We start from the raw sequence: 25,429 nt of genomic DNA on the forward strand, positions 1-25,429 counted from the left end.
GCGTGCTCGGGACATGCGCGAGCCATGATGAACCGGTGAGGATGTCCCACGCTCGGGCCCCTAGCGTGGCGACATGCTCCTTCTTGGACTCGGGCTGGCGGTAGGCAGTCTGCTGCACTCCACTCCTGAAGCGCCCATCACCCACGTCACCCTCTACCGAGACAGCGCGAGGGTGAGTCGCACCGCGACCTTGAGCCTCACGGGCTCCCAGCGCGTGGAGTTTCCCCTGCTTCCCGCGGGCGTCGATCTCGACTCCATCCAGGTCGAGGCCCCCGGGGCGGTGATCGCCGCCGTCGACATCGTGCACCCGAAGCTCCCGGAGCACCGCTTGCCCTCGCAGGAGACGCAGCGGCTCCTGAGCGAGCTGAGCCGGGTGCGCCAGTCCTCCGCCAGCGTGGACGCGGAGCGGGACCTCGTCACCTCACAACTCCAGGCCCTTCGCGGCATCCATCCGCCCTCGGCCGCGAGCCTCACCGCGGACGTCTCGAAGCCCCTCGCCACGCCCGCGGGTTGGCGCGCCGCCACCGACTTCCTCGTCCCCCAGGTCACGAAGCGTGAGGCGCGCCTGCGCGAACTGGAGGCCCAGCGGAGCGCTCTGGACAGCGAGAGCACGGGCCTCTTCGAGGAGGCCAATCGCCTGGAGGAACAGTCGCAGGTAGACCGGATCCAGGTGTCAGCCTTGCTCACGGGAAAGGGCCGCGTGAAGGCCACCCTCTCCTATCGCGTGAGCCAAGGCGTTCGCTGGACGCCACGCTATGAGTTGCAGTTCCAACCCGAGCAGCAGCGCGTCCAGGTGTCCCTGTCGGGGCGCGTCGTCCAGAACACCGGCGAAGACTGGGCGCAATCCATCCTGACGCTCAGCATGGCGCAGCCCTCCGCCGCGACCTCGCTGCCGCAAATAACCACGTGGACGATTGGCAGCGCCGAGCACTTCATCCCCCACGCCTCGGGCCGCGTGCCGCCCATCAGCGGGCCGCCTGCCCCCGCCCCGCCGCGGTCCGCTCCCTCCCTCGACGAGGTGCAAAGCGCCCAGCTCTGGCGGCAGTTGGAGAAGTTCCGCGCCCCCCGCGTCACCATCGAGGAGGTAACCGCCGGTCTGCTCACCGCCGTCCCTCCACTCAGCGGCACGATCCTCGATCTCATCACCCACAAGCCCGTGCGGGGGATCCTGGTGGAGGCCAAGGTCCTGGGCGGCGGGGTGCAAGGCGCGGACGCGCCGGAGCCCATCAAGGTCCTCTCGAATGAACAGGGGCGCTACGCCTTCGGTACACTTCCGCCGGGCACCTACACGCTGACCTTCCGCAAGCCCGGCGAACACGTCCTGCTCCAACAAGGCATCGCTTCGAGTGAGGGTCATCCCCTTCGGGTCAACGCGGCCCTGATCTCACCCGCCTCTCAGGAGGACACGTCCCCCAAGAACGGCTACGTCGTGGACGGACTGTCTGTCAGTCAGGAGAACACGTTCCCCCTGATCGACCACGGCTACACCTTCTCCGGATTGGCTGGTGGCTCGGAGAGCACACCGCGCGTGCCTGTTCCGATCGACCTCACCCCGCCTGGCGGCTGGGCCCCCCCCAGGGATCCGAACTTCCCCGCCGCACTCGCGGCGAGCCACGAACTGGGCTTCACCACGGCGTTGCCCGAAACGGTGCGCAGTGCCGTGGGCGAGCGCACCCTTCCCTTGCGCACGGAGTCCTGGCCCGTGGAGGTCGAGCGGCACCTCGTCACCTCGCTCAGCACCGAGGCCTATCTCGTCGCTCGCATCAAGAGCCCCGCGAGCAGCCCGCTGCCGGGTGGCCAGGCGGCCCTCTTCGTTGGCGCGGACCCCGTGGGCACCGCGACCTTGTCCCCCATGTTTCCCGGAGAGCCGTTCACCCTGCCGCTCGGAGTCGACCGGTCCGTCCGCGCCACCCGCACAATCCATGTCGTGCAATCAACCCAGGGGCTTCTCTCCAAGGACGACGTCAACGCTTACGAAGTCACGCTGGAGATTCCCAATCCCTATCCATTCCCCATGCCCGTGCAGGTGGTGGACCAGTGGCCGCTCAGCCACAGCGATGACGTCAAGGTGAAGCTGGTGGCCACCCAGCCCACGGCTCGGGTGAATGAGAAGACAGGCGAGCTTTGCTGGGAGCGTCTGGTGCTGCCGCCCTCCAGCAAGCAGGTCATCACCTTCCAGTACACCGTGCGCCGTCCGAAGTCCTGGCGCCTGACCCAGTCTCCGTGAGGACCTCCGCATGTTCACGCTTCCGCTGCTCCCCTTCCTCGCGCTCACCGCCGCGCCCACCGTGTCTTCCGTCATCGTCCACCCGGACCGCGCCCAGGTGACCTGGGCTCAGGATGTCGCCTGCGACGGCGCCACCACGGTGGTCTTCGAACCGCTGCCCTCCTCGGCCCCTCCGGAGAGCTTCCGCGCCTCGGTCCAGGGAGCCTCCTTGGTGGGCTCTTCCGTCGAGCGCATGCCCCACCGCGCGGAGCTGGCGCGCGACCTGGAGACGTGGCGGACCCGCGAGCAGAACCTGAACCGGGAGCTGGCCGCGCTGGCGGTCCCTCAGGCCCGAACGCAACACCTGGAGCAGCTCGCGCGCGACTCCACGGACGTCGCCGCGGCGCGTGTCACGCAGGAGCTGACCCGCCCTCAGCCAGATCCGCGTGGCTGGGCCGCGGGCTTCGACGTCGCGCTGGAGTTGGGCATGCAGGGCATCCATGAGGCTCGGTCGCTCGAGGAGAAACGGCAGGCGCTCGAGTCGCAACGAACCGAGGCGCTCGCGGAGCTGGCGCGGCTCCAGGAACTCGATGCGCGCGGCGAGTATCGGGTCGAGGTGCGGCTCACCTGCCCCGCGGCGTCTCGGCCTCATGTGGAGTTGTCCGCGTTGCTGGGCGGCGTGAGCTGGGTGCCGACCTATGAAGCGCGCGCGGACGAAGCGCACCAGCGCGTGGAGCTGACCACCCTGGCCACGGTGCGCCAGGAGACCGGCCTGGACTGGACGGGCGCTCGGATCTTCATCTCCACCGCGCTCCCCTCCGAGGACGCCACACCCCCCGCGCAGAGACCCATCTATCTCATGGCGGACCGCCAGCCCGAGACCCAGCCGATGCTGGTGTGGCGTGAATCGACGCCCCAGCACGCCGAGGTGGCCAGCCCAACTCCCGCCTCCGATGGCACTGGCCTGCGCGTCATCGACCAGGGCCTCTCCGTGCAGTGGGAGGCGCTGGAGGCGACGACCATTCCCGGCGACGGAACGGCGGTGCGGGTGCCGCTGGGGCGGCATGTGCTCGCCGCGGAGTTTTCCTGGCGCACGGTGCCCCAGCAGCGCCCCATCATCTACCGCGTGGCGCGGATGACGAACACCACGCCCTTCGCGCTGCTGTCGGGGCAGGTCAGCGTCTTCCGGGACTCGGCCTTCTTGGGGCGCCACTCCCTGGGACGTGTGTCCACGGGCGCTCCGTTCGAGCTGACCTTCGGCCAGGACGAAGGGCTCCGCGTGCAACGCACCGTGATGGCCGAGGTCCGGAATCCCCTGGGCCCCTTCAGCAGAACGGCGCGCTTCCGCTACGCGTATCGGTTCCAGCTCACCAACCTGCACCCGAGCCCCGAGACCGTGGTGCTCTCCGAGCACGTGCCCGTCTCCGAACTGGAGGACGTGACGGTGGAGCTGGAGCCGCAGTCCACCCCGGGCTATTCGCTCGCGAAGGTGGACGGCATCGCGGAGTGGAAGGTCCCACTCGCGCCGGGCGAGACACGCACCGTGGATCTCCTGTTCCACATCGAGGCACCGTTCAACTACGCCATGTAATCTTCCAGCGTCTTCGTCCGAACCCACCTCGACCCGGCACCGCTCATCCTGCGAGCGGTGCCGCGCTGGCCGTGGGAGACTCGCGGGCGCATGAACGACTGGATCCCCCAGCTCGCTCCGGGCGTGGACCTCCGGAGCCTTCCGCTCGGCCCGGAAGAGGGCTTCGTGCTGTCGCGCCTGGACGGACGCACCCGGGCCCGAGACCTCCAAGCCCTCACGGGCCTGCCCACGGAGCGCATCCACGCCATCCTCACGCGGCTCGTCGCGCAGGGCGCGCTCCTGCCCGATGCCTCGTCGCCGGCCGCGCCGCCCGCCGCGCCCCATCCCGCACCGGAGGCCGAGCCCGAGCTGCTCCTCACGGCCGAGCCCGAAGCGGACGCGGAGAGCGAACCCGAGCCGCTCGACGACGAGCCCGAGGCCTCGCTCGTCACCTATCGACAGCGCTTCGAGACGCGCCTGCACGCGCTCCCCGAGGATCAGCGCGTCGCCCTCGCGCGCGCGGCGGAGGAGCCGGACCTGAGCGCGCTGTGCTTCGACCCGGTGCCCGCCGTCATCAAGGCCGTGCTGGAGAACCCCCACGTGGGGCTGACGCATGCGCGACTGGTGGCGCGGCACCATCGAAACCCGGTGGGGTTGGAGGCGGTGGTCGCGCGCGCGGCGTTCGCGGCGGACGCGGGCGTGCGCCGCTGGCTGGTGCGCAATCCGCAGCTCCCCAGCGGACTGTTCCGTCGACTCTGGGGCGCGCGCCGGCTCCTGGAGCAGCACAAGCTGACCGTGGACCGAGACATCCCCGAGGGCACGCGACGGGCCGCGCGCGAGGTGCTCCGTCAGCGCTTCGCCAGCGGCCCCGCCGAGGAGAAGGCCGAGCTCATCCTCAACACCGAGGGCCGCGCCTTGGGAGCGCTGGTGGGCATGCCCGTGGACGGCAAGACGACGTCGCTCCTGTGCGGGCGCACCTATCGTTCTCCCATGTTGGTGCAGAACATCGCGCGGTGGAGCGCGGCGCCGCCGGCCCTCATCGCGCATCTGCTCAAGCAGGAGCTGGTGCGCCGTCAGCCGCAGCTGCGCATGCTCTTGGCGCGGCACCCCAACGCCCCCGCCGACGCGAAGCGCGGCTGAGGGCTATGGCCGGCGCGCCGTGATGATGTGCTGGTAGAAGCCCGTCTCCTCGGGCGTGTACCAGCGCGGATCCACCAGGCCGGCCCGGGTGAGCGCTCGCTCCAGGTCCACGCGTTGGAGCGCGCGGTACACGCCGGTGTGCTCGGTGGTCTGCCACGTGCCGCCATCCTGGCGCAGGATGAACTGGTGCACCGTGTACTGGCCGCCATCAGCGGACCAGTCCCAGAGCTGGAAGAGGATGCGCCGCCCCTCGGGCGTGTCGAGCACCCGCTCCGAGGTGAAGCGCGGTCGCCCCTCGCGCAGCACGTCGTAGTCCCGGATGCTCGCGAGCAGGAGCCCCTCGGGCACCAGCCGCGACGCCATGGCACGCGCCGCCGCGTCCAGGTCCGCGTCCGTGAGCAGGTGTGACATCGCGTTGTCGAACGACAGCACCGCGTGGAAGGTGCCGGGCACCTGCGTGTCCAGCCGGCGCATGTCCGCGATGCCCGTGGTGAGCGTCACGTTGGAGGCCCGGGCCTCGCGCTCCGTTCGAGCCACGGCGGCGGGACTCAGGTCCGTGGCATGGACGTGGTAGCCTCGCGCGGCCAACCCCAGCGCCTGGGTGCCAATGCCACAGGCGCAGTCCAGCACCCGCCGAGGAGGCGGTGCGCCCGAGCGCCGCAACAGCGCATCCAGCACCGCGCCCTGCCGCTCCACCGACTGGGCCCAGTCCGCGAAGAGCAGGTGGTACTCCTCGGCCAGCCCTTCATAGAAACCCAGGACGGGGTCGTTCATGACGCGCCCTTCCTAACAGCCAGCGCGCCCCTCGGGGCGCTCCCGTTCTGTCACACCCTGCGCTCCCCCACCGGGCGTACAGCCAGTGCGTCGGTCTGCTCGACTGGGTTGAACTCGACCCATCACTCTGGTCTGTTCGCGCCAGCCGGGCGCGAGCCGTCCCGAGTCCTCTCCCCCACCTCGCAGCCGGGTCCATGCCTTCCGCCTCCGCTTCCGAATCCCCTGTCCGCGGAGTGCCCCTCATGGGGCGGTGGAGCCCGCGGACGCGTCGCTGGGGGCTCGTGGCGCTCCTCCTCGGCTGGGGGCTCGCGGCGGCGGCGGGGGCTCGCGCGTTGTGGGTGCACGCGCTCACGGCGGGCCCCTCGGAGTCCGCGCCCTCGACGCTTCCTCCCGAACTCGCGGGAGAGACGCGCCCGGGGGCGTGGTCGCTGTGGGTGTTCGTCCATCCCCGCTGCCCGTGCTCGCGGGCCACGCTGACGGAGCTGGCGCGGCTCATGGAGGACTCGGCCGGGCACCTCTCGACGCGCGTCTTCGTGTGGTCTCCCCAGCAAGCGCCGCGAGGCTGGGAGCACGGCGAGCTGTGGGCCCAGGCCGCCGCCATTCCCGGCGTGGACGTCGTCGCGGACGTGGACGGCGCGATGGCGCGGCGGCTCGGCGCGCAGACCTCCGGGCAGGTGGTCCTCTACGGCCCCGATGGCACCCACCAGTTCAGCGGCGGGCTGACCGTCGCACGTGGACATGAGGGCGACAGCGAGGGTGGCCGCGCCATCCGCGCGCTGCTGGCCTCCCGCCCCGCGTCCTCTTCTTCCACCCCTGTCTTTGGCTGCCTGCTGAGCACGCCCGCCTCGCCATGAACATCCGCCTGTCCGACCTCGACGTGGAAGCGCGCGCCCACGAGTTCCTCGCCGTGCAGTCGCGCGCCCTGCACCGCCGCACCGACCGCACGTTCGCCCTGCTGATGGGGCTTCAGTGGCTGGGTGGCATCGTGGCGGCGCTCGTCGTCTCGCCGCGCACGTGGGCGGGGCTGGACAGCCAGGTGCACGAGCACGTGTGGGCGGCCGTGGTGCTGGGCTTCCTCTTCGGCAGCCTGCCCGTCGCGCTCGCGCTCGGCCGTCCGGGGCAGGTGTCCACGCGCCACGTCATCGCGGTGGGGCAGGCGCTGATGTCCGCGCTGCTCATCCACCTGACGGGCGGGCGCATCGAGACGCACTTCCACATCTTCGGCTCGCTGGCGCTCCTGGCCTTCTATCGGGACTGGCGCGTGCTGCTCACGTTCAGCGGCGTGGTGGCGGCGGACCACATCCTGCGTGGGGCCTATTGGCCAGAGTCCATCTTCGGCGCGCACGGCGCCGAGTCCTGGCGCTGGCTGGAGCACGCCGCGTGGGTGGTGTTCGAGGACCTCTTCCTCATCGTGTCCTGCATCCACGGCCAGCGGGACTTGCGCGAGGCAGCGGAGCGCGAGGCTCGGCTGGAGCTGTCCCGAAGCGCGGTGGAGGAGCGCGTCGTGCGCCCCCTGGCCCACTCCGCGCAGGCGCTGAAGGACGCCATGCGCACCCTCACGCTCGCCACCGGGGCGCAGCGCGAGACGCTGGGTCGCCAGGCCCAGGCGCTCCACGAGGCGCAGGTGACGGCGGAGGAGATTCGCCAGACGGCGCAGGTGGCCTCACAGCAGGCGCAGCGCGTGCTCTCGACCACCGAGGACGCGGGCGACGTGGGCGCCACCGCCGAGTCCGCCATCAGCAACAGCGTGGGCGCGCTCGCGGACATCCGGGCCCAGGCCACGGAGATCTCCGAGCGCATCCAGGGACTGGAGGCGCACACCGCTCAAATCGCCGGCATCGCGCAGACGGTGAAGGACCTGGCGGACCAGTCCAACGTGCTCGCCCTCAACGCCGCCATCGAAGCGGCCCGCGTGGGCGAGCAGGGCAAGGGCTTCGCCGTGGTGGCGCGTGAGATTCGCAGCCTCGCGTCGCAGTCCGTGCAGGCGACGGGGCAGGTGCGCTCCGCCGTGGATGACACGCGCCAGGGCATCCAGGACGTCGTGGAGCTGGCGCGGCGCGGCGCCGAGCGCATGGGCCGCGGCATGGAGGCCATCCAGGTCTCCGGTGAGAGCCTGCGCACGCTGTCGGGCATGGTGCGCGGCAGCTCGGACTCCGTCCGGCAGATTGCCGCCACCGTGGGACAGCAGGCCGCGGGAGTGGCGCAGCTGTTCACCGCGGTGACGGACCTGACCGCGCTCATGCAGGCCACGCTCGACCGCGTGGACGCCACGCGCGGCGCGGCCGAGACGCTTCAGGCCGTCACCGAGCAGGTGAACGCCGTCATCGAGACGTATCAGAAGCAGGACTGAACGGCCGGCCCTCCAGCGCCTCGATGGCGGCGCGGATGGGCTGGGGCACCGGCACCTTCTCGTGCGCGGCATAGCGCAGCGTGACGATGACGGAGCTGCCGCGCGTGTAGAGCACGCCGTCCTCCTCGCCCGCCACCGCGTGCTCGAAGGTGATGGACGCATTGCCGATGCGCGTGACGCGCGCCCCGGCCACCAGCCGCGCCGGGAAGACGACGGGCCGCAGGTAGTCCGCCTGCGTGGTGGCGAGGATGGGGCCCACTCCGCCCGGCGCGGTGTCCGCCCCCGCCGCCGTCGGCCCCGTCAACCCGATGCGCGCCAGGTAGGCGATGCGGGCGGACTCGAACCACGTGAAGGTGCGCGCGTTGTTGACGTGCCCGAACGCGTCCATCTCGCTCCAGTGGACGGTGAAGGGCACCACGATGGGGAAGCTCTCGAGGGGCGAAGCCGACATGCCCCCAGGGTGCCCGAGCCCGCGCCGCCAGGGAAAGCTATCCCATGCATGCCTCCCCTCCAGGCAAGGGTGGAGGACATGGTAATTCAGGCGTCATGCCTCACCGACCCCTGCTCGCCGCGCTGACGGCCATGGCCCTGGGCACCGCCGCGCTGGCGTGGGCCCGCGACCCGGCGCCCCCTACCTCCGAGCCCGCGCGTGTCGAGCCCGCGCGTCCCAAGCCCGCGCGTGTCGAGCCCACGCGTCCCGAGCCCGCGAATCCCGCGCCGCCGCGCTACCGGGTGTCCACCGCCGAGTCGCCTCGCTACACGATTGCGGGCGGCAAGGGCCACGCGACGCTGATGCTCAACGCGACCACGGGCGCCACGGCCGCGTCGATGTCCGTGCTGGAGCTGGATGCGGGCGGCGAGGTGCCCGAGCACGTGCACGCCACCAGCGCGGAGCTGCTCTACGTCCAGGCGGGCGCCGCGGACATGAAAGTGAATGGGCAGGCGCTGCGCGTGAGCCCGGGGGACGCGGTGTACATCCCCGCGGGCGCGAAGCACTCGGCGCGCGTGGTGACGCCGGGCCCCGCGTTCCGAGCCGTGCAGGTGTACGCGGGCCCCGGGCCCGAGCAGCGCTTCACGCAGGGCCCTCGGGAGGACGTGCGCGATGGCGGGTGAGCCCGAGCTTCGGAACCTGCCCGCCCCGCTGGAGCCCGAGCCCGTCGCGCGGCGCGTGCGCGAGCGAGGCAGCGCCACGGCGACCAAGCCGCACCACCACGCGGACATGGTGCGCTGGCTTCATCCCGCGCAGGTGTTCCGCACGGGGTTGGACGCGCTCGTGTCCACGGTGTTCGGCTCGCGCGCGGACCTGCGGCTCATCGAGGCGGTGGTGCGCCCGCAAGAGCCCTACTTCGACTATTCGAGCGAGGCGGCGCCGAACGGCGAGTTCTGGCTCGACTACGTGTCGGACATCGGGGACGGCTGGGACTCCACGTACACGGTGGCGCGGCTCCTGGCGCTGCCCGAGCTGAACCTGCCGGTGCGCGGCGGCACGGCCGCGCACGCGACGAAGCGCGGCCGGGTGCTCGTGTTCGGCGGAGACCAGGTGTACCCGGGCGCCAGCCGCGAGGTGTACGAGGAGCGCATGGTGCAGCCCTACGAGGCCGCCATGCGCCGCTCGCAGCCGCCGAACCAGCCGGACCTGTTCGTCATCCCAGGCAACCACGACTGGTACGACGGGCTGTCTGCCTTCATGCGCCTGTTCTGCGCGCAGCGGTGGGTGGCCGGGCGTCGCACGCGCCAGAGCCGCAGCTACTTCGCGCTGAAGCTGCCGCAGTCGTGGTGGCTCATCGGCACCGACGTGCAGCTCAACAGCGACATCGACGTGCCCCAGGTCGAGTACTTCCGCCACGTGGCGCAGCAGATGGGGCCCGAGGACCGCGTCATCCTCTGCAACGCGGAGCCGGCGTGGATCATGGCCGCGTCCACGCGGCGCAAGGGCAGCTACCTGGAGAACAACCTGGAGTACCTCCAGGAGAAGGTGCTGGGCCGGCGCATCAGCGTCTTCCTCGCCGGCGACCTGCACCACTACCGCCGCCACGAGGACGCCGCGGGCCGGCAGAAAATCACCGCGGGCGGAGGCGGCGCCTTCCTGCACCCCACGCACGCGCCCGCCGCGCCCGTGCTGCGCGACGGCTACAAGCTCCAGAAGAGCTTCCCGGATGAGAAGACTTCGCGGAAGCTCGCGCGCAAGAACCTGATGCTCATCCGCTACAGCCCCGGGTTCGGCGTCATCACCGGCACGCTGTACCTGCTCATGGCGCTGGCGGCCTACGCGGAGGTGGGCTCGCTGGGCCTGTCGCAGCTCCCCGAGGTGCTGACCGCGGTGGCCAACAACATGGTGAACCGGCCGTGGACGCTCGCGCTGGGGCTCGTCACCATCGGCGGGCTCATCTCGCTGGCGGACGCGGCGTTCGGCAAGTGGCGCGCGCTGGTGGGCGCGGTGCATGGCCTCAGTCACATCCTCGCGGCGTTCCTCGTGTCATGGGGCGGCACGTACCTGACGGTGAGCAAGCTGGGCATCTGCCCGGTGCTCACCGCGGATGGCTCGCATTGCGCGGACGGGTGGATGCACCTGGCCGGCAAGTTCCTCTTCTCGTGCACCTTCACGTTCCTGGGCGGCTTCCTCGTCGGGCCGTTCCTCGTGGGGCTGTACCTGTGGCTGAGCGTCAACGTCTTCGGCGCGCACTCCAACGAGGCGTTCGGCTCGCTCGCCCTGCCTGACTACAAGAACTTCCTCAGGCTGCGCATCGACGCGGACGGACGGCTCACGGTGTTCCCGGTGGGCATCGAGCGCGTGGCGCGCCAGTGGAAGCCCACCGGCGCGGGGCCTGGCTCACCCGCCTTCGACCCGGACGACCCGAAGGCCACCGACCCCGTGCTCATCGAGCCACCGCTGCGCCTGTAGGCGACGGACGCGCGGCGCTGGACTGGTCGCCGCGCGGCATTCGCTGCTAGAGCGAGCCCATGCGCTTCCCTCGCTGCGTGTCCCTGCTCGGCGTGGCCCTGCTGTCCGCCTGCGCCAACACCGCGCCGAATCCCGAGCCGCAACCGCTGTCCCCGAACGCGTCCCTCACCCTCATGCCTCCCGAGGGCGCGGCGTGGCACCGGGGCGCGGTCTTCTACGAGGTCTTCGTCCGCAGCTTCCAGGACTCCAACGGCGACGGCGTGGGAGACCTGCCCGGCCTCACCTCGCGGCTCGACTACCTGCGCGACCTGGGCGTGGATGCGCTGTGGTTGATGCCGGTGTTCGCCTCGCCCAGCTACCACGGCTACGACGTCACGGATTACGAACGCATCCAGCCGGACTACGGCACGCTCGCGGACTTCCAGACGCTGTGCGACGAGGCCCACAAGCGCGGCCTGCGCGTCATCCTCGACTTCGTCATCAACCACACCAGCGCGCAGCACCCGTGGTTCGTCGACTCGGCCGCTTCGCCCACCTCGGCGCACCGGGACTGGTACGTCTGGCGCGACCGCAACCTCGGCTGGAATCAGCCCTGGAGCGTCTACGCGAGCGACCCGACGTGGCACCTGCTCCATGGCGCGTACTTCTACGGCGTCTTCTGGAGCGGGATGCCGGACCTCAACCTCGCCACGCCCGCGGTGCGCGACGAGGTGAAGCGCCTGGCCTCGCTGTGGCTGTCGCGCGGCGCGGATGGCTTCCGCCTGGACGCGGCCCGCTACCTCATCGAGACGGGCGGCGGCCCGGGCCAGTCGGACACGCCCGAGACGCACGCCTTCTGGAAGGAACTCGCCGCGCACGTGCACGCCGTCAAACCCGACGCGGTGCTCGTGGGCGAGAACTGGAGCGACACCTCCGTCATCGCCACGTACTACGGCGACACCACGCGCGTGCCCGGTGGGGACGAGCTGCCCCTCAACTTCAACTTCCCCATGTCCGAGCGCATCATCGCGGCGCTCGGCGCGGGGGACGCGAGCGGCATCGCGGGGAAGCTCATCGACATGGCCGCGCGCTACCCCGTGGGCGTGGCCGACGCGCCCTTCCTCACCAACCACGACATGGTCCGGCTGGCCACCCAGCTCCAGGGCGACTCCCTCAAGCTGGGCACCGCCGCCGCGCTGCTGCTCACGCTGCCGGGCGCGCCCTTCCTGTACTACGGCGAGGAAGTGGGGCTCGCCAACGGCGCGGGCAACAACGACGAGGCCAAGCGCACGCCCATGCCCTGGGACGCGAGCGCGGGCGGTGGCTTCACCTCGGGCACGCCGTGGTACGGCTTCTCCCAAGGCCGAGACACCGCCAACGTCGCGGCCCAGCGCGGCGTCACCGGCTCCCTGCTGTCGCGCTATCAGTCCCTGCTGCGCGCGCGCCACGGCTCGGCCGCGCTCACGAAGGGCGGGCTGAAGCTCCTCACGCCCCCCAACGGCGCCTCGCCCTTGCTTGCCTACGTGCGCTTCTCGGGCGAGGAGCAGGTGCTGGTGGTGCACAACCTCTCCGGCGCGCTCGTCACCAGCGGCGCCCTCCCTGTCATCGGTGACACCGCGGAGCCGCTCTTCACGGACCGGGACGTCCCCGCGCCCACGGGAGGCACGGGCGAGTGGCGCGTGCGCCTGCCCGCCCATGCCACCGGCGTCTGGCGGCTGCGCTGAGCCCGACGCGCGAGATGCGTTCCAACCAGACGACCCGTCAGGTCAGCGCGGATCGAAGCACGTCACGTGGCCATTCGAGGCCGAGCACATGCCGCTCGGCGTCTGGGCGCACTTGACCTCGCCATAATTGGCCACGCAGGCATAGCCGCACGCCGTCGAGCCGTAGTTGCTGAGGCACTGGGCCCGGGGATACTCGGCCCCGTGCTCGCGGCGGTGACCCCTCCTGGGCGGGTCCCAGCACACCACCTCGCCATAGTTGGCGGTGCAGACGCCCTCCTCCGTCTGGGCGCACTTCACCTGCGCGTAGTTCGCCACGCAGTGGTACCCGCAGGCGGTCTTCCCGAAGTTGCTCACGCACCGAGGCTCTTCGGCCCTCGCGGAGACCCCACACAGCAACAGCGCCAACACCACGATGCGGCTCATTCGCTTGCTCCCGAGGAAATGCGGCCCGGGCCGCGCAGACGCACGCGCGGTGCGCTTATTCACGCGCCACGCGACGTCGACAACGCAGGTGCGTCCCGGCATGACGCAAACCCGCCCCCATTCCGCCACCGCCCCAGGCGCACGCCCTCTGGCCCGACATTGGGCCCATGGCTTGCACAAGCGCCCCGGCCGAACGCATCCACCACCTTTGGGGGGCACCATGCCGAGCACGAGCGCATCCGGAACCTGGGTCCAATTCTTCGACATGTGGGGCTATCAGCACGCGTACATCAACTTCACCGGCGCCCAGAGCGTGCCGGAGCTGGACGACTACAACTTCACCCTGTTTGGCTTCAGCTCGCCGAACGGCGCCAAGGTGGGCGACCACATCGAGTCCCTGGTCACCGGCCCCCAGACCTGGCTGATTGTCTACGAGGACGAGGACTACAACGAGAAACACTCGGACAAGAAGAAGCTGTATTTCGGCCCCAACTCCCTGGTGAGCGACCTGAAGGGTCAGTTCAACCTGGGGGACAACATCGACAGCTTCCAGATGTACAGCTCGCAGCCCTCGGGCTGGCCGGGCGTGTCCAAGGCCACCAACGGCACCGTCACGCAGCTCGCGGTGGTCGACGGGGAGGAGACCTTCGCCACGGTCGCCAGCGACATGGAGGACCTGGTCGGCGCGCTCATCAACCTCATCCCAGACATCGGCGGCTTCCTGGGGGACCTGCTGGACATCTTCTGGCCCTCGACCACCAACGTCAACGCCGTGTGGGAGGCCATCCAGCGCTTCGTCGTGAAGGCTGTCTTCACCGGGGTCGAGTCCTCGGTGATGAGTTCCATCGAGGATGAGTTCACGGGCATCCTCAATTCCATCAAGTTGTATCTGAATGACGGGAGCTACGACGAATACGACACCCTGTGCCAGCTCCTCGCGGACCGGGCCTCGTACTTCACGTACAACGCCAACTATCCCGCGTCGCAGTACCCCACGCAGAAGCTGCCGTACACGTCCGCGTACTTCACGGTGGCCCTGGCCATCTACAGCGCGCGCTGGCGCTACTTCGATCAAATCTACAGCTCGGCGCCCTGGTACAGCACCGAGGGCGCCCAGAAGCGCGCGGCCTACCAGCAGGCGGCGGACACCCTGCTGACAGACGCGACCGCCGCGCTGAAGGTGATGGCGAAGCAGGCCTTCCTGGAGCAGCAGGCGTGGGCCCAGGGTCAGAACAAGTTCAACGACGCGGAGAAGTTCCTCTACACGCAGCAGTTCGTCGTCAACGTGCTGGGCTGGCTGAACCTCTCCTACATGTGGCCGTGCTTCGGCTCCACGGGACAGGCGCCGGTCGAGAACTCCGTGCACGCGGTGACGGGTCCGCTGGGCGGCGCGAGGAACGTGTCGGGCGGAGGCCACGAGAAGGACGCCGCCACCAACGACCAGGACGTCACCCGCATCCTGCTGCGCTCGGGCAGCCGGGTGGACTGCCTCCAGATTTGGATTGATGGCGTCCAGCAGCCGATGCGCGGCACGGCGAGCGGCAGCGACGTCTGCGACGTCACCCTCTCGGCGGGCGAGTACGTCATCGCGGCCTTCGGGTACGGCGGGAACATCGACTCGGGCTCCATCAATCAAATCTACCTGCGCACCAACCTGGGCCGGCAGTTCGGCGGCGGCGCGCCGGCGAGCACGATGTTCCAATCCCTCTCACCCCAGGGTGTCGGCGCGTGCCTGTCTGGATTCACCAGCGCGCTGCAGGGCTCCACGCTCAACAGCGTGTCGTTCATCTGGCGCTTCGAGACGCCCACCACGCCCGGGTTCAACCCCATCGCGTGGCTGGACCTCCCCGGGCTCACGGGCGGGTAGCCCCGCGCCTCACAGCGAGGGGAACGCCACCACCACGGAGCCCAGCTTGACCAGGTCGTAGGTCTCCACGCGGGTGAGCAGGTTCTTCTTCTGCGCGACCAGTTGCACGCGGAAGTCGATCTGCCGCGCCTCATGGTCCAGGAGCGCGTAGACCACGTAGAACCGCGCGCTCCGGACGCTCGTGTCCGGGTCCACGCTGAGCTGGACGTCGTTGGGGTCACTGCTGCTGTCCACCACGCACTTGAAGCCAGCGAGGGCATGCTCTCGCTGGGCCTCGGCGGTGGTGCGCGCCTCGTGGCGGATGAGGACCTTGTTGTCCTGGAACTTGTACCAGAGGCTGCAGCCACTCAGGTCCGCGGTGAAGAAGTACTCGATTTCGGCGGACGCCAGGCTGATCTCGCAGCGGGTGAAGGCGCCGTTCGCCCACGGAAGGTAGTGGGCGTTCGGCGTGGTGCTGACCGTGAGGGCGGCAATCTCTCGGTCGGTCACCTGCTTCCCATCCCCGTCGCGATCCGTGAACGCGACCGCGAAGTTGCCCGAGCCGGGTGAGGGAACGGGCCCCACGATGAGGGGCTTCTGCTTCGCCTTGACCGATGTATTGCCCATGAGTTGCCCGCCCCAGATGTACGGCGCCTCGCCGGACGCTAGGGAGGCTTCCCAGGACGGTCAAGGCACCCAGGCCTCGCGCTCAGTCGCGATCCGGAGCGCCCAGCGGAAAGTAGTGCCGGTAGGGTCGCGCCTCGTTGACCGCGCGCGCGAAGGAAGGCCGCGCCAGCAATCGCTTCCGGTAGGCCCACACCTGGGTGAAGTCCTCCGCGATGGGGTGAGTCCAGTCCGCGTAGAACAGGAATGGCGCGGCACCGCAGTCCGCCAGGCTGAAGTCATCACCCGCGGCCCACGTGCGGCCCACCATCCGCTGGTCGAGCCAGGCGTAGGCGGACTCAAGCTGCTTGCGCGCCTCGGCCACGCCATACGGGTCGCGGTTCGGCTCGGGGCGGATCCGATCGAAGACCACCCGCTGCTGGGGCGTGGAGATGTAGTTGTCGAAGAACCGGTCCATCATCCGCACCTCCAGCGCGGCCTTGGGGTCCTGGGGCAGCAGCCGCACGGGTCCCGGGTAGTAGAGCTGGAGGTACTCGATGACGCAGGTCGCCTCGATGATGGTGCGGTCCCCATCCACCAGGAGAGGGATGCGCTTCAGCGGCCAGAGCGCCGCGTGTTCCTGCGGCACTCCGGCGTCCTCCATCGAGCGGTAGTCGAAGGGTGTTCCATTCTCATACAGCGCGGTGAGCGCCTTCTGGCAGTAGGACGAGAACGGATGGGAATAGAGCTTCAAGGTCATGGGTGCGCCTCGCGGAAACGAACTGCACTGCCACGTCGAATGAGGCTCTCTGGAATCGACAGGTCCTCGCTCGAATTGTCGGCGCACCCGCCGTGAGCCCCAAGTCCGGGGCTCCGGCGTCTCATCCTCGCGCTACTGAGGATCCCACCCCGCGTTCACCGTCATCCGGTCGAGCGCCCGTACCGAGACATACGGCACGAAGCCCGCGGCGCGCGAGCGTGTATAGGCATCCGCGACATGCGCGGCCTGCACCGCGTAGTCCACCGTCAACACCAGCTTGCCGGCCGCGCGCACCCGCGCCGCGTTGGCGCGGTTCTCCGCGCACCAGTCCTGGCTGCACGCCGCGTCGTCGGACCAGTACATGTCCTCCATGGCCAACCCATCGATGGCGGCCAGATAGCCGGCCTCGTCCACCAGTTCGGGAGAGTTCTGGGGCATGACGCGGAAGGACGGCTTGCGCGCCTTCGCGTACTGGCTGACGCGGGTGATGAGCGCCACCATCTTCCGCGCGAGGTCCGCGCGGTTCGTGCCAGCGGCGTTGGCGGCGATCTCTTCGTAGGTGACGATCATGTCCAGGTAGCAACCATCGAAGCCGGCGGCGATGGCCTGATCGATGCGCCCCTGAACGATGGGCCACCAGCGCTCATCCCAGTACTTCACGTACTGCTCGGCGGGCCAGCCGGCCACGGCGCCCAGCTTGAGGTCGGCGGGCACCTGCGGCCACTCCGGCCGGGTGTCCTCGATGGCGCCGATCTCAAAGTACGCGAGCACCTGCTTGCCCGTGGCCTTCACGGCGGCGATCTCGCTGGCGCGGAAGTAGTCACTGGTGCCGTCGCGCGACAGATCGACGACCGCGAGGTCGAACTTCGAGCCGGCGATCTGATCCAGCTTCAAGTTGGCGTAGTTCGTGAGCTGATAGGTGAAGCTGGAGACGCCCGACCACGGCACGGGCGCCGTGCCCGCATCCAGGGCCGTTCCGGCATCCACCGTCGTTCCCGCGTCCACGGTCGTGCCGGCATCCGCGGGCTCACCCGCGTCCGTCCCGCTCGCGGGCTGGACGCGCACGACGAGCAGGTCGAGTTGGGACGAATCCCCCGTCGCGCTGGTGCCATAGCGAACGAGGAAGGGACCGCCGCTCGTGAAGCGCGCCAAGGGGCTGGGCAGCGCCAGCGCCGAGGCCGTCCACTTCCACGAGGTGGCGAACGTGTTGTCACCCAGCGCGACCCACGTGCTCGTCGAGTAGTCCCATGCCTCGAAGGTCCAGCGCATCTCCGCGCGCGAGGGACCTCGGTAGTTGATGCCGACCTCGGCCGCGGACAGCGCGACGCCGGACAGGGACGCGGGCAGCGCGAAGGAGCACGTCACCTGACTGTTGGGAGCGAACTCCACATACTCGGCCCAGCGGTCCTGCGTTCCGGAGAGCGTCTGCGTGGCCAACCCCGCGATGCCCTGTCCGGAGCCGATGCCACCGCGCAGGACCTGGAGGGCTCCACAGGTCAGGACCTGGCCCGCGAGCGGAGCGACCTCGCGCTTGTCTTCCTCGGGCGCATCCGGGGACTGCTGGCAAGCGCTGAGCACGGCCAGCAAAGGCAGTACGAATCGAAGAGCAACGGTTCTCAAAGATGGACTCCTGAGAGGGGGAGGCTCCAGGGGAGATGGAGCCGCACCCGGACGAACCGGGGCGCCCTTCCCTAACCTGAGCGCTCGCCGCAGGCCATGGAAAGACAGACACCGTCGATTGGAACCCATCCGTGACCCGGAAGGTGCATTCCGGGCGGAAAGCTCTCTCAAGGCACCCATGGGCACGCACGTCGGCGCACCTCGGGCACCTCCGTCAGCACAGGCCAAGCGGAGGGCGACTCCCGCTCACTCCTCGACGAACTGCTTGAGGCGCTCGAGCGCCATGTCCCATTGCTGGGAGATGCGGTCGAGGTAATGCCGCGCATCCTCGAGGCGCTTGGGCTCGACTTCCCAGATTCGCTCACGGCCCTCTCGGCTGCTGCGAACGAGTCCCACGTTCGAGAGCACTTGGAGGTGCTTGGCGATGGCCTGTCGGGACACCTGGGACTGCTCACTCATCCGAGCCACGGTCCGAGGCCCGCCCTTGGAGAGCCTGACGAGCAGTTGGAGCCGCGTCTCATCGCCGAGCGCGGCGAACAGGGGCGCGGCGTCCCGCACCTGGGACGCGGCCATCGCGCTAGGCGGCGACATGCTGCTCGATGTTCCGCATCTGCTCGGTCCATCCACCGGAGTTCATGCGGAACGCCTCGTCGCGGCGCCCGGGAGGCAGGCGGTCGAAGCCCGACTCGGTGACGGTGAGCTGGACGCCATCGGCGACAGGCGACAGGCGGAACTCGACCAGCGTCATGGGCTCGGCCGAGTAGTCCACCTTGGGGTCGATGGCGTAGGGATGCCAGCGGTAGGAGAACAGGACCTCGGCGTCCATCCGGTCCACGACGAGGGTGAACCCAAGGTGCTCGTAGCCCGGGTAGGTGAGCTTGCCGTGGCTCTCTCGGCCCGGGACAAAGGGACCGTCGAGCTTCACGCGAAACCACGTCCCGAACTCCTCGGAGTTCGTGAGGGCTCGCCAGACGCGTCCCTGGGACGCGCGCAGCAGGGTCGACTTCTCGATGCGGTCGGTCGTGCTCATATGCAACCTCCTGGTTGCACATTGCATCCTCCCGCCACGAAGCGCAACCCTCCGGTTGCACTCTCCGACCAATCCCGAACCAGACCAAGGGGGCCCATGGGCTGGCCTGCATTCCCAGGCCGCTCAGACGCTCCGACTCAGCCTCACGGGAAAGTCCGTCCCCAGCAGCTCACGCCAGGACTCCAGGGCCAAGGACATGTTCCCCTGATGCTCCATTTCCACAGCCCGGATGGCCTTGCGTGAAGCCTCGGTGAGTCGCTGCTGGTCCTGCTGGAGATAGCCGAGGTCGATGCCCTCATTGAGCGGCGGCCCTAGGCCTGCGGGCTCAGGACAGCGCTGGCTGATGCGCTCCCGCAGGAGCGTAAACAGCCGGGCCATGTTGTCCGAATAGCCATCATCGGGCGAAAGCGAGTCCCCGCATTCACACACCAGCACCTCCAGAAGGAAGGAGGGGACGGGCTTTCCTCGGAGTTGATTCCAGCGTTTGAGCGACTTGATGAGCGGCTTGAGTTTCATGCCCATGCGCTCATTCGCGGCATTGCAGGCAGCATGATGCGCGCGAGGGTTGCTAGGAATCCATTCGCCCCTGCGCCTGTCGGGAATCCAGTACACCTCCGGATGCTTTCCATCCGCGATCGCCGGAACCACATCAAAACCTATTCCCGTCGTCTTGAACTCAATATTGACCGAGCGATTCTGGATTCTTGCCTGCTTACCGCGAAACTCATCTTCCAGCGCCTCCTTGACCCACAGCAGCATCGCTTCGGGCACAGCCCTGCGCGACCCACCGGCAGAAAAGATGAGGAAGAGATCGATATCGTGGAGCGGGCGAATCGCGGTCTTCCGACCATACGACCCCGACAGGATCGACTCCTTGGGCCCCAGGCGTTGCCGCATCGCATTAAAAACATACTCCTGCTGTCGCTGGGCCTCACGCTCCTCCCCGTCGCGCAACCGGAGGTCCTGCACGAACAGCTCAAATGCTTGCGCCACCGTCAGCATCTCGAAGCCTCCCTCTGACATGGAAACGAAGGAGGCGCCCGGGATTACATGCCGCCCGCTATTGAACGAATACCCAAGGTGTGGAGACGGAAGCGCCGCGACGCCAGGAGGACCCGGCGAGGCGGCGGTCCGAAGCACACGGAACGCTGAAGCAGCATCCGAGGACCGCGGAGGCTGGGTCGTTCAGACCTCGTCGAACTTTCCGCCTGAACTCCCAGCTGCCTCCAAGGCCTCCTTGACCTCTTCGTCAACAATGATGGGTGTGAGCCAACCCCAAGTCCGAAACACGCGAGCGTCGCCCACCTTCGACTTGTCGATTCGCAGCCCAATCACAGAACGGTACTCCCCGATTCGTTCCTTGAACTCTGGACTTGTGCGGAACTGCACATCCAGCGACGCCTCGTCGTCGATGCAGCGAATCTTCCGAATGACATTGAGCAAGAAATAGGGTCCCGACTCGCCAATAACATCCACAGAAAAGAGCTGAACATCCTTGGGCGCCAGTCTCCGAAAGACAGCGGCAACTCGCTCCGTCACCACAGGTGTGAGACCCACTCCCGCAAACTCGATATCTAGGGCTTTCCCAGGCCGCGCGACCGGGAACCGCAGCCTCTCGGAGATATCAATCGGCAAGCCGTCAGAGAACTTCCAGACATCGTCGACCTCCTGACCATCCTGTCCGATCGGTTCTCCCAGATACCAGCGCCCGTCTATGTATTCATCCGTCCCCAAATCAAAAAATCGTCGTCCCACAGCTTAGTCCTCGACACCTTTGGAAATGAGCTTTCGTAGCGCGGAGCCCTCACTTAAGAGTTCCCGTGCAATCTTTGCAAGTTCCCCCTCAAGCGCAACACGACATGCGGCGGTGCTTCCGCATCGAGCCGTCGCATCATTCAGCCGCGCGAAGACGGCCTTGTCGTACTCGCTGGGGTGCGGTCCCTGGTGCCCTCGAATACGGACTTGGTTGGCAGGGTCGCTGAGCGTCATCCCAGCCTTCTGAAAGATTCTCTCGAAGCGCTGGGTCCACGGTCCACCCGTCGATTCGGAGACGGAGTTCTTGTCCGTGCAGATGTGGTGGATCTTGCCATCCGGGTCGCCCTGAATCCCTCCGCCAGCACCAGCGCTCGCTCCCGCGTCCGCACCAGGGCCGGCCCCCATCGCAACCGCGGCGACTGCCGTCGGAGCGAGCACCACATTCAGCGCCCCAGCCGAGGAGATGGAGATGGCCTGAACCCCACCGGACAGCGCGCCCGACAGGACGAACCCGCCTTCGACTTCCGCCCGCGCCGCCGCCAGCGCGAAGCTCGGCATCTTCGCCCCCTGCGCCGCCATGCCGCTCTTTCCTCCGAGCAACGACAGCGCGACGACAACCAGGACCCGCGCCCCATTGTCGCCGAGCACCTTCCCGAACCGATGCCCCACTCCCTCTAGCTCCGCGAAGCTTGCGGCGTCCCGAGACTCATCCAGGAGGCGCAGGAAGCCTTGGCCGAGGATCCAGACGGGCCCCGTGCCAAGGCAGGCAATCAGCGAGGCCGTCAGCGCCACCGCGATGAGCTTCGTCACGGACTCAGGAGCAACCAGCATCACCAGGGCTGTGCCGATCATCGTCGTGACCCTGGCCCGCAGCGCGGCACCATTCGCCATATCCCTGACGGCATCTCCCACGCCCTCCCAGACCGTATCGAGCGCGAAGTAGAGCGCCAGCATGCGGCGTTCCATGGGGCCCATCGCGAGCCCACCCGTCAGCAATCTCAGGCAAACACTCGGTTCGTGCTGTTGTTGACAGATTCGCTCATACGACGCGGGCGCGGATGCTGCCTGCACACCCATGACCAGCCCTTGAGAAGACGCCAGCAACGAGCGGCGCCCTCCCTCCTGCTCAAGCTGCCTGAAGGCAATGCCCAGCCTCGAATCAAGGACAAACTGGGTCATCGCGAGACTGAACGCCGCCTCGTCAATCTCGACGGGAGGCGTCTCGGAGGGCACGTAGACAATCGGTTTGCCTTGCCCGGTATCCAGCCGTACGACGCGCGTTGTCGCACAGCCGATAGTCAACACCACCAACGCAGCCAGCGCCAAAGCTCTCATGGTCCCCCCAGGACTTCCGCCACCGCGCGGAGAGGGGCGACATAGCAGCCGAGTCTGACAACCTCCATCATCCCTGAGTCGCATCAGGACCTACAGCGTCCAATCAACTCACCGGGGGCCAGATTCCACCCTGTCACCCAACAGGCAACGGTTCGGGTTCATCCAACCAGCGAATCAGGCCTGCTCGTATCGGTACGCGAGGGCGCTGCCGAGCTGCTGGCGGACGAGCCGGATGATGTCGCGTGTGGCCAGCTCGGGGCGTGCGGTGAGTGCCGGGAGGGTGCGATCGACCGCGCCCAACAGCTTCGCCAGGCGTGCCTTCTGGGCGCCGACGTCACTGATGGCACCTGCCAGATGCTCGTTGAGGTCCAGCGCCAGGAGCAACGCGTCGACTGCGCTCCGTCCAGGGCCTTCACGCAGGCGTCGCTCGAGAAACGCCGCCTCCGAGCCTGCCACGGCCGGCTTGCGCGCGGCGGCCGGCAGCGTCGGAAACAACTCGGCGAAGAGCGGGTGCTTGCGATCGTGCGGATCGTACACGTCCTTGGCCAGGAGCATGCCCAGGCGCGCCTCCGCCTCATCCCCCGTCTCCCGCGTCGCCTTCAGCAGTTCAAGGTAGCGCTCTTGCGGAACCCCTTCGTTGCGGAGCAGGGCCAGTACGGCATTCGCCTTGCCCGTCGACTGTGTGTACACGCGCGTCGTGGCCGCGGCATCGAGTTCCATGAACACGCCCGTGAGCAACGACAGCGGGGCGGACACCTTGCCGCGCAGCATGCGAGGCTCGCGCGGCAGGCGGAGTTCGAGCGTGCCCTTCTTCAGGGTGACCTTGCCCAGCTTGGGGTCGACCGCAGGCAGATGCATGACCATCGCCCGCATCCATTCCAGGAATGCGTCGACCATTGCCTTGTTGCTACCTTGAGGTGTGGCCACGTTCTCTCCGCTCGTACGTCTCGCGTTGTCTGGCGCCCGCTCGTTGAGACCTCCGATGAGGCGCGCTCCAGTTGATTCCTTCCCCAGCGGCTCCCACCGGGACGGCCGCGATGATAGGGCTCCCTCTGGAGACTGACCACGCAATGACCCACTCCCAATCCCTGCTCCTTGCCTGGGTGCTCGCCGTTCTGGGCACGAGCGCTCCAGCAATCGCCTCGACCCAGGAAACCCCAGGGAGCGATGTCTCGTGGGTCGGCACCTGGACAGCTTCTCCACAGCCACCCAGGGCCCATTCTCCAAAGCGGTACGAGAACCAGACCCTGCGCCTCATCGTGCACACCAGCTCGGGTGGCTCAAAGGTGCGGATTCGACTGTCAAATACATTTGGCCAGGATCCCGTGTTCATCGGTGGCGCCCACGTCGCCCTCCGGACTGTCGACGCCAGCATCGCGCCGGCTTCCGACCGCCTGCTCGCGTTTGGCGGACGCGCGTCCATCGAGATTCCCGCGGGGGCAACCGTGGTGAGCGATCCAGTCGGTCTGGAGGTCCCGCCCCTGTCGGACGTCGCGGTCAGCCTCTTCCTCCCGAAGGCCACTGAGGCGACAACGTCGCACCACCTGGCATTGCAGACGAGCTACGTCTCGACCGCCACGGGTGACGCCTCGGCGGCCGTGAACTTCCCGGTCGCCAGCACGAGCACCTCGTGGCCCTTCCTCACGGGTGTCGATGTCGTCGCTTCATCTCAATCCTCCGCGATTGTCGCGTTCGGCGACTCCCTCATCGATGGCGACGGCTCCACCGAGGATGCCAATCAGCGTTGGACCGACCTGCTGGCCAGACGGCTGCAGAAAGAGGCGCCTCGGGGCACGACCGTGAGCGTCCTGAACGAAGGCATCATTGGCAATCGGCTGTTGAACGACAGTCCCCGACACGCCAGGAATCCGGCCGGGCCCCTCTTTGGCCCCTCGGGACTGGCCCGATTCGAACGCGACGTGCTGACTCAAGCCGGCGTCAGGTGCGTCATCGTAGGAATTGGCCTCAACGACATCGGCCTTCCGAGCACGTTCGCGCCTGCATCCGAGCGGGTGAGCGCCGAGGAGATGATCTCCGGCTATCGCCAGTTGATTGCACGCGCCCGGAAAGAAAGAATCCGGATCGTCGCCTCAACCCTCCCCCCGTTCGAGCATGCAACCATCGTCGCCGGCTACTACACGGCGAAGAAAGATGCGCTGCGCCGAACGGTCAATGACTGGATACGAAGCAGCGGCGAGTTCGATGCGGTGATTGATTCCGATGCCGTGTTGCGTGACCCGAGCCATCCCGCGCGGCTGCTGGCGCGCTATGACAGCGGCGACCACCTGCACCCCAATGATGCGGGCCAGGCCGCCATCGCGACCGCGATCCTCCTCCCGTCGCTCGGGCTCGAGTAGTCCCTCTGCCCCAGGGCATCGGACAGTGAGTGTCGCGCCGCGGCTCAGTGCGTGACTTCCGCCTCCGTCGGCGCCGTCTCTGGCACCGCCGCGCTCGCGGCGGGCGTGGGCACCACCGCCGGCCAGAGCGACTTCGCGGGGCCCAGCACGTCCTCCTGCGCAATCCCAGACGGGACCAGCAGGTCCACCACCGGCGACTGGTCCGGGTCCCCCGTGCGCGCGCCTCCGAAACGCGCCTCGGACACTCCGGGCCCAATCCCCATCACCATCAGCCCCGCGCCCTGCTTGTCATTGCCGCCCAGCAGGCTCAGCTCCACCTTGCGCTCCAGCGACGCCCCCGTCACCGCCACCGCGTAGCCCCACTCCGCTCGCGCGTGCCCGCCCAGGAAGGCGTCCGGCACCTCGAACGTCACCGTGCGCCCGCTCACCTGGATGCGCGTGGCGAAGAACACGCGCGCGTCCACCTCCTGGTCCGCCACCTCCTCCAACCGCCGCTCCTCCTTCCCCGACACCGGACCGTGCTCGGCGCGATGCGCCTCCAGCGCCACCTGCCGCCAGCGCTTGTGCAACAACTCCCGCGCCTCATACGGACGCGGCGTCAGCACCAAGGCCTTGTCCCACGCGGACTCGGGCGCCAGCGACAAGCCGCGCCCCGGCAACGTGTCCGTCCGCCCCGAGCCCGCCACGCGGTCCTGGTCCACGTAGATGTCCACGTTGAACGTGTAGAAGCCGTGGCGCGCCACGTCCGCCAACGTCCCGCCGCCAATGTCCACCGTGTGCGCCCGCGTCGGCTTCGCGATGGGATGCGCGAACGTCACCTCGAAGCGCGTCCCACCCTCCATGCCCAGCGCCTGCACCGACACCACGTCCAGGTCGCCTCGCCCCAGGTCCGTGCGCACCGGATAGACCAGCTCTCCGTCCCCGTGGTCATCCCCCACGGGGTCCTCCAGCCGGAACAGCAGGGGCTCGCCCGCCCGTCGAGAATGGCAGGCGGTGCTCAACGTGGAGGCCAGGATGAGCGCGGGCAGGGCTCGGCGGAACGGGGACATGGCGGG

General features: G+C 68.6%; 22 protein-coding genes and 2 pseudogenes. 11 read left to right on the plus strand and 13 right to left on the minus strand.

The features are described from left to right. The first annotated feature begins 73 nt into the window (after positions 1–73). The 3 genes from JGU66_28140 (at position 74) to JGU66_28150 (ending at position 4,916) form a co-directional block, all read left to right on the plus strand. Positions 74–2,227: a mucoidy inhibitor MuiA family protein gene (locus tag JGU66_28140; protein ID MBJ6764658.1), complete on the plus strand. Its 2,154-nt coding sequence runs from the start codon at positions 74–76 to the stop codon at positions 2,225–2,227. A gap of 10 nt (positions 2,228–2,237) precedes the next feature. Beyond that, complete coding sequence (locus JGU66_28145; GenBank protein MBJ6764659.1) at positions 2,238–3,797, plus strand: mucoidy inhibitor MuiA family protein; 1,560 nt, start codon at positions 2,238–2,240, stop codon at positions 3,795–3,797. A 90-nt stretch (positions 3,798–3,887) separates the two neighbouring features. Further along, positions 3,888–4,916: a hypothetical protein gene (locus JGU66_28150; GenBank protein ID MBJ6764660.1), complete on the plus strand. Its 1,029-nt coding sequence runs from the start codon at positions 3,888–3,890 to the stop codon at positions 4,914–4,916. 3 nt (positions 4,917–4,919) lie between these two features. On the opposite strand, the gene JGU66_28155 is transcribed toward JGU66_28150, so the two are convergent. Beyond that, positions 4,920–5,690, minus strand: coding sequence for a class I SAM-dependent methyltransferase (locus tag JGU66_28155; GenBank protein ID MBJ6764661.1), 771 nt, complete (start codon positions 5,688–5,690; stop codon positions 4,920–4,922). Positions 5,691–5,932: 242 nt separating this feature from the next. Here JGU66_28155 and JGU66_28160 point away from each other — a divergent pair, with 242 nt between their 5' ends. Together JGU66_28160 and JGU66_28165 are read left to right on the plus strand one after the other, a co-directional pair. Beyond that, entirely contained in the window at positions 5,933–6,544 is a 612-nt protein-coding gene (locus JGU66_28160; protein ID MBJ6764662.1) for a RedB protein, read from the plus strand. Next, positions 6,541–8,040 (plus strand): chemotaxis protein, encoded by a 1,500-nt coding sequence (locus JGU66_28165; protein ID MBJ6764663.1) that lies wholly within the window; start codon positions 6,541–6,543, stop codon positions 8,038–8,040. Before JGU66_28160 ends, JGU66_28165 begins: the two co-directional genes overlap by 4 nt. On the opposite strand, the gene JGU66_28170 is transcribed toward JGU66_28165, so the two are convergent. Continuing rightward, positions 8,012–8,491 (minus strand): acyl-CoA thioesterase, encoded by a 480-nt coding sequence (locus JGU66_28170; protein ID MBJ6764664.1) that lies wholly within the window; start codon positions 8,489–8,491, stop codon positions 8,012–8,014. The genes JGU66_28165 and JGU66_28170 overlap by 29 nt on opposite strands. Before the next feature lie 95 nt (positions 8,492–8,586). Here JGU66_28170 and JGU66_28175 point away from each other — a divergent pair, with 95 nt between their 5' ends. Genes JGU66_28175 through JGU66_28185 form a run of 3 tightly spaced genes read left to right on the plus strand, consistent with a single transcriptional unit; the run spans position 8,587 to position 12,645 of the window. After that, positions 8,587–9,153 (plus strand): cupin domain-containing protein, encoded by a 567-nt coding sequence (locus JGU66_28175; protein MBJ6764665.1) that lies wholly within the window; start codon positions 8,587–8,589, stop codon positions 9,151–9,153. Beyond that, positions 9,143–10,942 carry a metallophosphoesterase gene (locus JGU66_28180; GenBank protein ID MBJ6764666.1) on the plus strand — a complete coding sequence of 600 codons (1,800 nt, stop codon included), beginning with the start codon at positions 9,143–9,145 and terminating at the stop codon, positions 10,940–10,942. The genes JGU66_28175 and JGU66_28180 overlap by 11 nt, the downstream gene beginning before the upstream one ends. A 59-nt stretch (positions 10,943–11,001) precedes the next feature. Beyond that, positions 11,002–12,645 carry an alpha-amylase gene (locus JGU66_28185; GenBank protein ID MBJ6764667.1) on the plus strand — a complete coding sequence of 548 codons (1,644 nt, stop codon included), beginning with the start codon at positions 11,002–11,004 and terminating at the stop codon, positions 12,643–12,645. A 42-nt stretch (positions 12,646–12,687) separates the two neighbouring features. Here the strand turns inward: JGU66_28185 and JGU66_28190 are convergent, their stop codons facing one another. Then, positions 12,688–13,068: a hypothetical protein gene (locus tag JGU66_28190; protein ID MBJ6764668.1), complete on the minus strand. Its 381-nt coding sequence runs from the start codon at positions 13,066–13,068 to the stop codon at positions 12,688–12,690. Positions 13,069–13,288: 220 nt separating this feature from the next. Between JGU66_28190 and JGU66_28195 the strand changes: the two are divergent. Further along, positions 13,289–13,495: pseudogene (locus tag JGU66_28195) on the plus strand (hypothetical protein). A gap of 408 nt (positions 13,496–13,903) precedes the next feature. Beyond that, positions 13,904–14,164: pseudogene (locus tag JGU66_28200) on the plus strand (hypothetical protein). A gap of 780 nt (positions 14,165–14,944) precedes the next feature. Here the strand turns inward: JGU66_28200 and JGU66_28205 are convergent. The 9 genes from JGU66_28205 to JGU66_28245 all read right to left on the minus strand — a co-directional run bounded on the left by JGU66_28205 (position 14,945) and on the right by JGU66_28245 (position 22,944). Next, positions 14,945–15,541 (minus strand): hypothetical protein, encoded by a 597-nt coding sequence (locus tag JGU66_28205; GenBank protein MBJ6764669.1) that lies wholly within the window; start codon positions 15,539–15,541, stop codon positions 14,945–14,947. 82 nt (positions 15,542–15,623) lie between these two features. Further along, positions 15,624–16,277 carry a glutathione S-transferase family protein gene (locus JGU66_28210; protein ID MBJ6764670.1) on the minus strand — a complete coding sequence of 218 codons (654 nt, stop codon included), beginning with the start codon at positions 16,275–16,277 and terminating at the stop codon, positions 15,624–15,626. Positions 16,278–16,409: 132 nt separating this feature from the next. Continuing rightward, positions 16,410–18,026, minus strand: coding sequence for an endo alpha-1,4 polygalactosaminidase (locus JGU66_28215; protein ID MBJ6764671.1), 1,617 nt, complete (start codon positions 18,024–18,026; stop codon positions 16,410–16,412). Between the two features lie 117 nt (positions 18,027–18,143). Beyond that, positions 18,144–18,470 carry a winged helix-turn-helix transcriptional regulator gene (locus JGU66_28220; GenBank protein MBJ6764672.1) on the minus strand — a complete coding sequence of 109 codons (327 nt, stop codon included), beginning with the start codon at positions 18,468–18,470 and terminating at the stop codon, positions 18,144–18,146. A gap of 4 nt (positions 18,471–18,474) precedes the next feature. Next, positions 18,475–18,933, minus strand: a complete 459-nt coding sequence (locus tag JGU66_28225) for an SRPBCC family protein (protein MBJ6764673.1) — start codon at positions 18,931–18,933, stop codon at positions 18,475–18,477. Between the two features lie 117 nt (positions 18,934–19,050). After that, positions 19,051–19,929, minus strand: coding sequence for a nucleotidyltransferase (locus JGU66_28230; GenBank protein MBJ6764674.1), 879 nt, complete (start codon positions 19,927–19,929; stop codon positions 19,051–19,053). A gap of 183 nt (positions 19,930–20,112) precedes the next feature. After that, the gene (locus JGU66_28235) at positions 20,113–20,682 is read right to left on the minus strand and encodes a hypothetical protein (protein MBJ6764675.1); all 570 of its coding nucleotides are present in this window, start codon (positions 20,680–20,682) and stop codon (positions 20,113–20,115) included. Positions 20,683–20,685: 3 nt separating this feature from the next. Then, on the minus strand, positions 20,686–22,017 hold the full coding sequence (locus JGU66_28240) for an AHH domain-containing protein (GenBank protein MBJ6764676.1): 1,332 nt from the start codon (positions 22,015–22,017) through the stop codon (positions 20,686–20,688). A 174-nt stretch (positions 22,018–22,191) separates the two neighbouring features. Beyond that, positions 22,192–22,944, minus strand: coding sequence for a hypothetical protein (locus JGU66_28245; GenBank protein MBJ6764677.1), 753 nt, complete (start codon positions 22,942–22,944; stop codon positions 22,192–22,194). 398 nt (positions 22,945–23,342) lie between these two features. Here JGU66_28245 and JGU66_28250 point away from each other — a divergent pair, with 398 nt between their 5' ends. After that, complete coding sequence (locus JGU66_28250; protein MBJ6764678.1) at positions 23,343–24,374, plus strand: SGNH/GDSL hydrolase family protein; 1,032 nt, start codon at positions 23,343–23,345, stop codon at positions 24,372–24,374. A gap of 44 nt (positions 24,375–24,418) precedes the next feature. Here JGU66_28250 and JGU66_28255 read toward each other — a convergent pair whose 3' ends face one another. Beyond that, the gene (locus JGU66_28255) at positions 24,419–25,423 is read right to left on the minus strand and encodes a hypothetical protein (protein ID MBJ6764679.1); all 1,005 of its coding nucleotides are present in this window, start codon (positions 25,421–25,423) and stop codon (positions 24,419–24,421) included. Positions 25,424–25,429 lie beyond the last annotated feature (6 nt).

The sequence above is a fragment of the Myxococcaceae bacterium JPH2 genome (assembly GCA_016458225.1).
In the GTDB taxonomy this organism is placed as follows: Bacteria; Myxococcota; Myxococcia; order Myxococcales; family Myxococcaceae; genus Citreicoccus.

Excerpts from the sequence above, each read along its gene's own strand:
- JGU66_28160 (MBJ6764662.1), top strand. The coding sequence starts at position 5,933 with ATGGGGCGGTGGAGCCCGCGGACGCGTCGCTGGGGGCTCGTGGCGCTC.
- JGU66_28140 (MBJ6764658.1), top strand. The coding sequence starts at position 74 with ATGCTCCTTCTTGGACTCGGGCTGGCGGTAGGCAGTCTGCTGCACTCC.
- JGU66_28215 (MBJ6764671.1), bottom strand. The coding sequence starts at position 18,026 with ATGGGTTCCAATCGACGGTGTCTGTCTTTCCATGGCCTGCGGCGAGCG.
- JGU66_28255 (MBJ6764679.1), bottom strand. The coding sequence starts at position 25,423 with ATGTCCCCGTTCCGCCGAGCCCTGCCCGCGCTCATCCTGGCCTCCACG.
- JGU66_28185 (MBJ6764667.1), top strand. The coding sequence starts at position 11,002 with ATGCGCTTCCCTCGCTGCGTGTCCCTGCTCGGCGTGGCCCTGCTGTCC.
- JGU66_28180 (MBJ6764666.1), top strand. The coding sequence starts at position 9,143 with ATGGCGGGTGAGCCCGAGCTTCGGAACCTGCCCGCCCCGCTGGAGCCC.
- JGU66_28230 (MBJ6764674.1), bottom strand. The coding sequence starts at position 19,929 with ATGCTGACGGTGGCGCAAGCATTTGAGCTGTTCGTGCAGGACCTCCGG.
- JGU66_28240 (MBJ6764676.1), bottom strand. The coding sequence starts at position 22,017 with ATGAGAGCTTTGGCGCTGGCTGCGTTGGTGGTGTTGACTATCGGCTGT.
- JGU66_28220 (MBJ6764672.1), bottom strand. The coding sequence starts at position 18,470 with ATGGCCGCGTCCCAGGTGCGGGACGCCGCGCCCCTGTTCGCCGCGCTC.
- JGU66_28210 (MBJ6764670.1), bottom strand. The coding sequence starts at position 16,277 with ATGACCTTGAAGCTCTATTCCCATCCGTTCTCGTCCTACTGCCAGAAG.
- JGU66_28175 (MBJ6764665.1), top strand. The coding sequence starts at position 8,587 with ATGCCTCACCGACCCCTGCTCGCCGCGCTGACGGCCATGGCCCTGGGC.
- JGU66_28205 (MBJ6764669.1), bottom strand. The coding sequence starts at position 15,541 with ATGGGCAATACATCGGTCAAGGCGAAGCAGAAGCCCCTCATCGTGGGG.
- JGU66_28150 (MBJ6764660.1), top strand. The coding sequence starts at position 3,888 with ATGAACGACTGGATCCCCCAGCTCGCTCCGGGCGTGGACCTCCGGAGC.
- JGU66_28155 (MBJ6764661.1), bottom strand. The coding sequence starts at position 5,690 with ATGAACGACCCCGTCCTGGGTTTCTATGAAGGGCTGGCCGAGGAGTAC.
- JGU66_28190 (MBJ6764668.1), bottom strand. The coding sequence starts at position 13,068 with ATGAGCCGCATCGTGGTGTTGGCGCTGTTGCTGTGTGGGGTCTCCGCG.
- JGU66_28165 (MBJ6764663.1), top strand. The coding sequence starts at position 6,541 with ATGAACATCCGCCTGTCCGACCTCGACGTGGAAGCGCGCGCCCACGAG.
- JGU66_28170 (MBJ6764664.1), bottom strand. The coding sequence starts at position 8,491 with ATGTCGGCTTCGCCCCTCGAGAGCTTCCCCATCGTGGTGCCCTTCACC.
- JGU66_28145 (MBJ6764659.1), top strand. The coding sequence starts at position 2,238 with ATGTTCACGCTTCCGCTGCTCCCCTTCCTCGCGCTCACCGCCGCGCCC.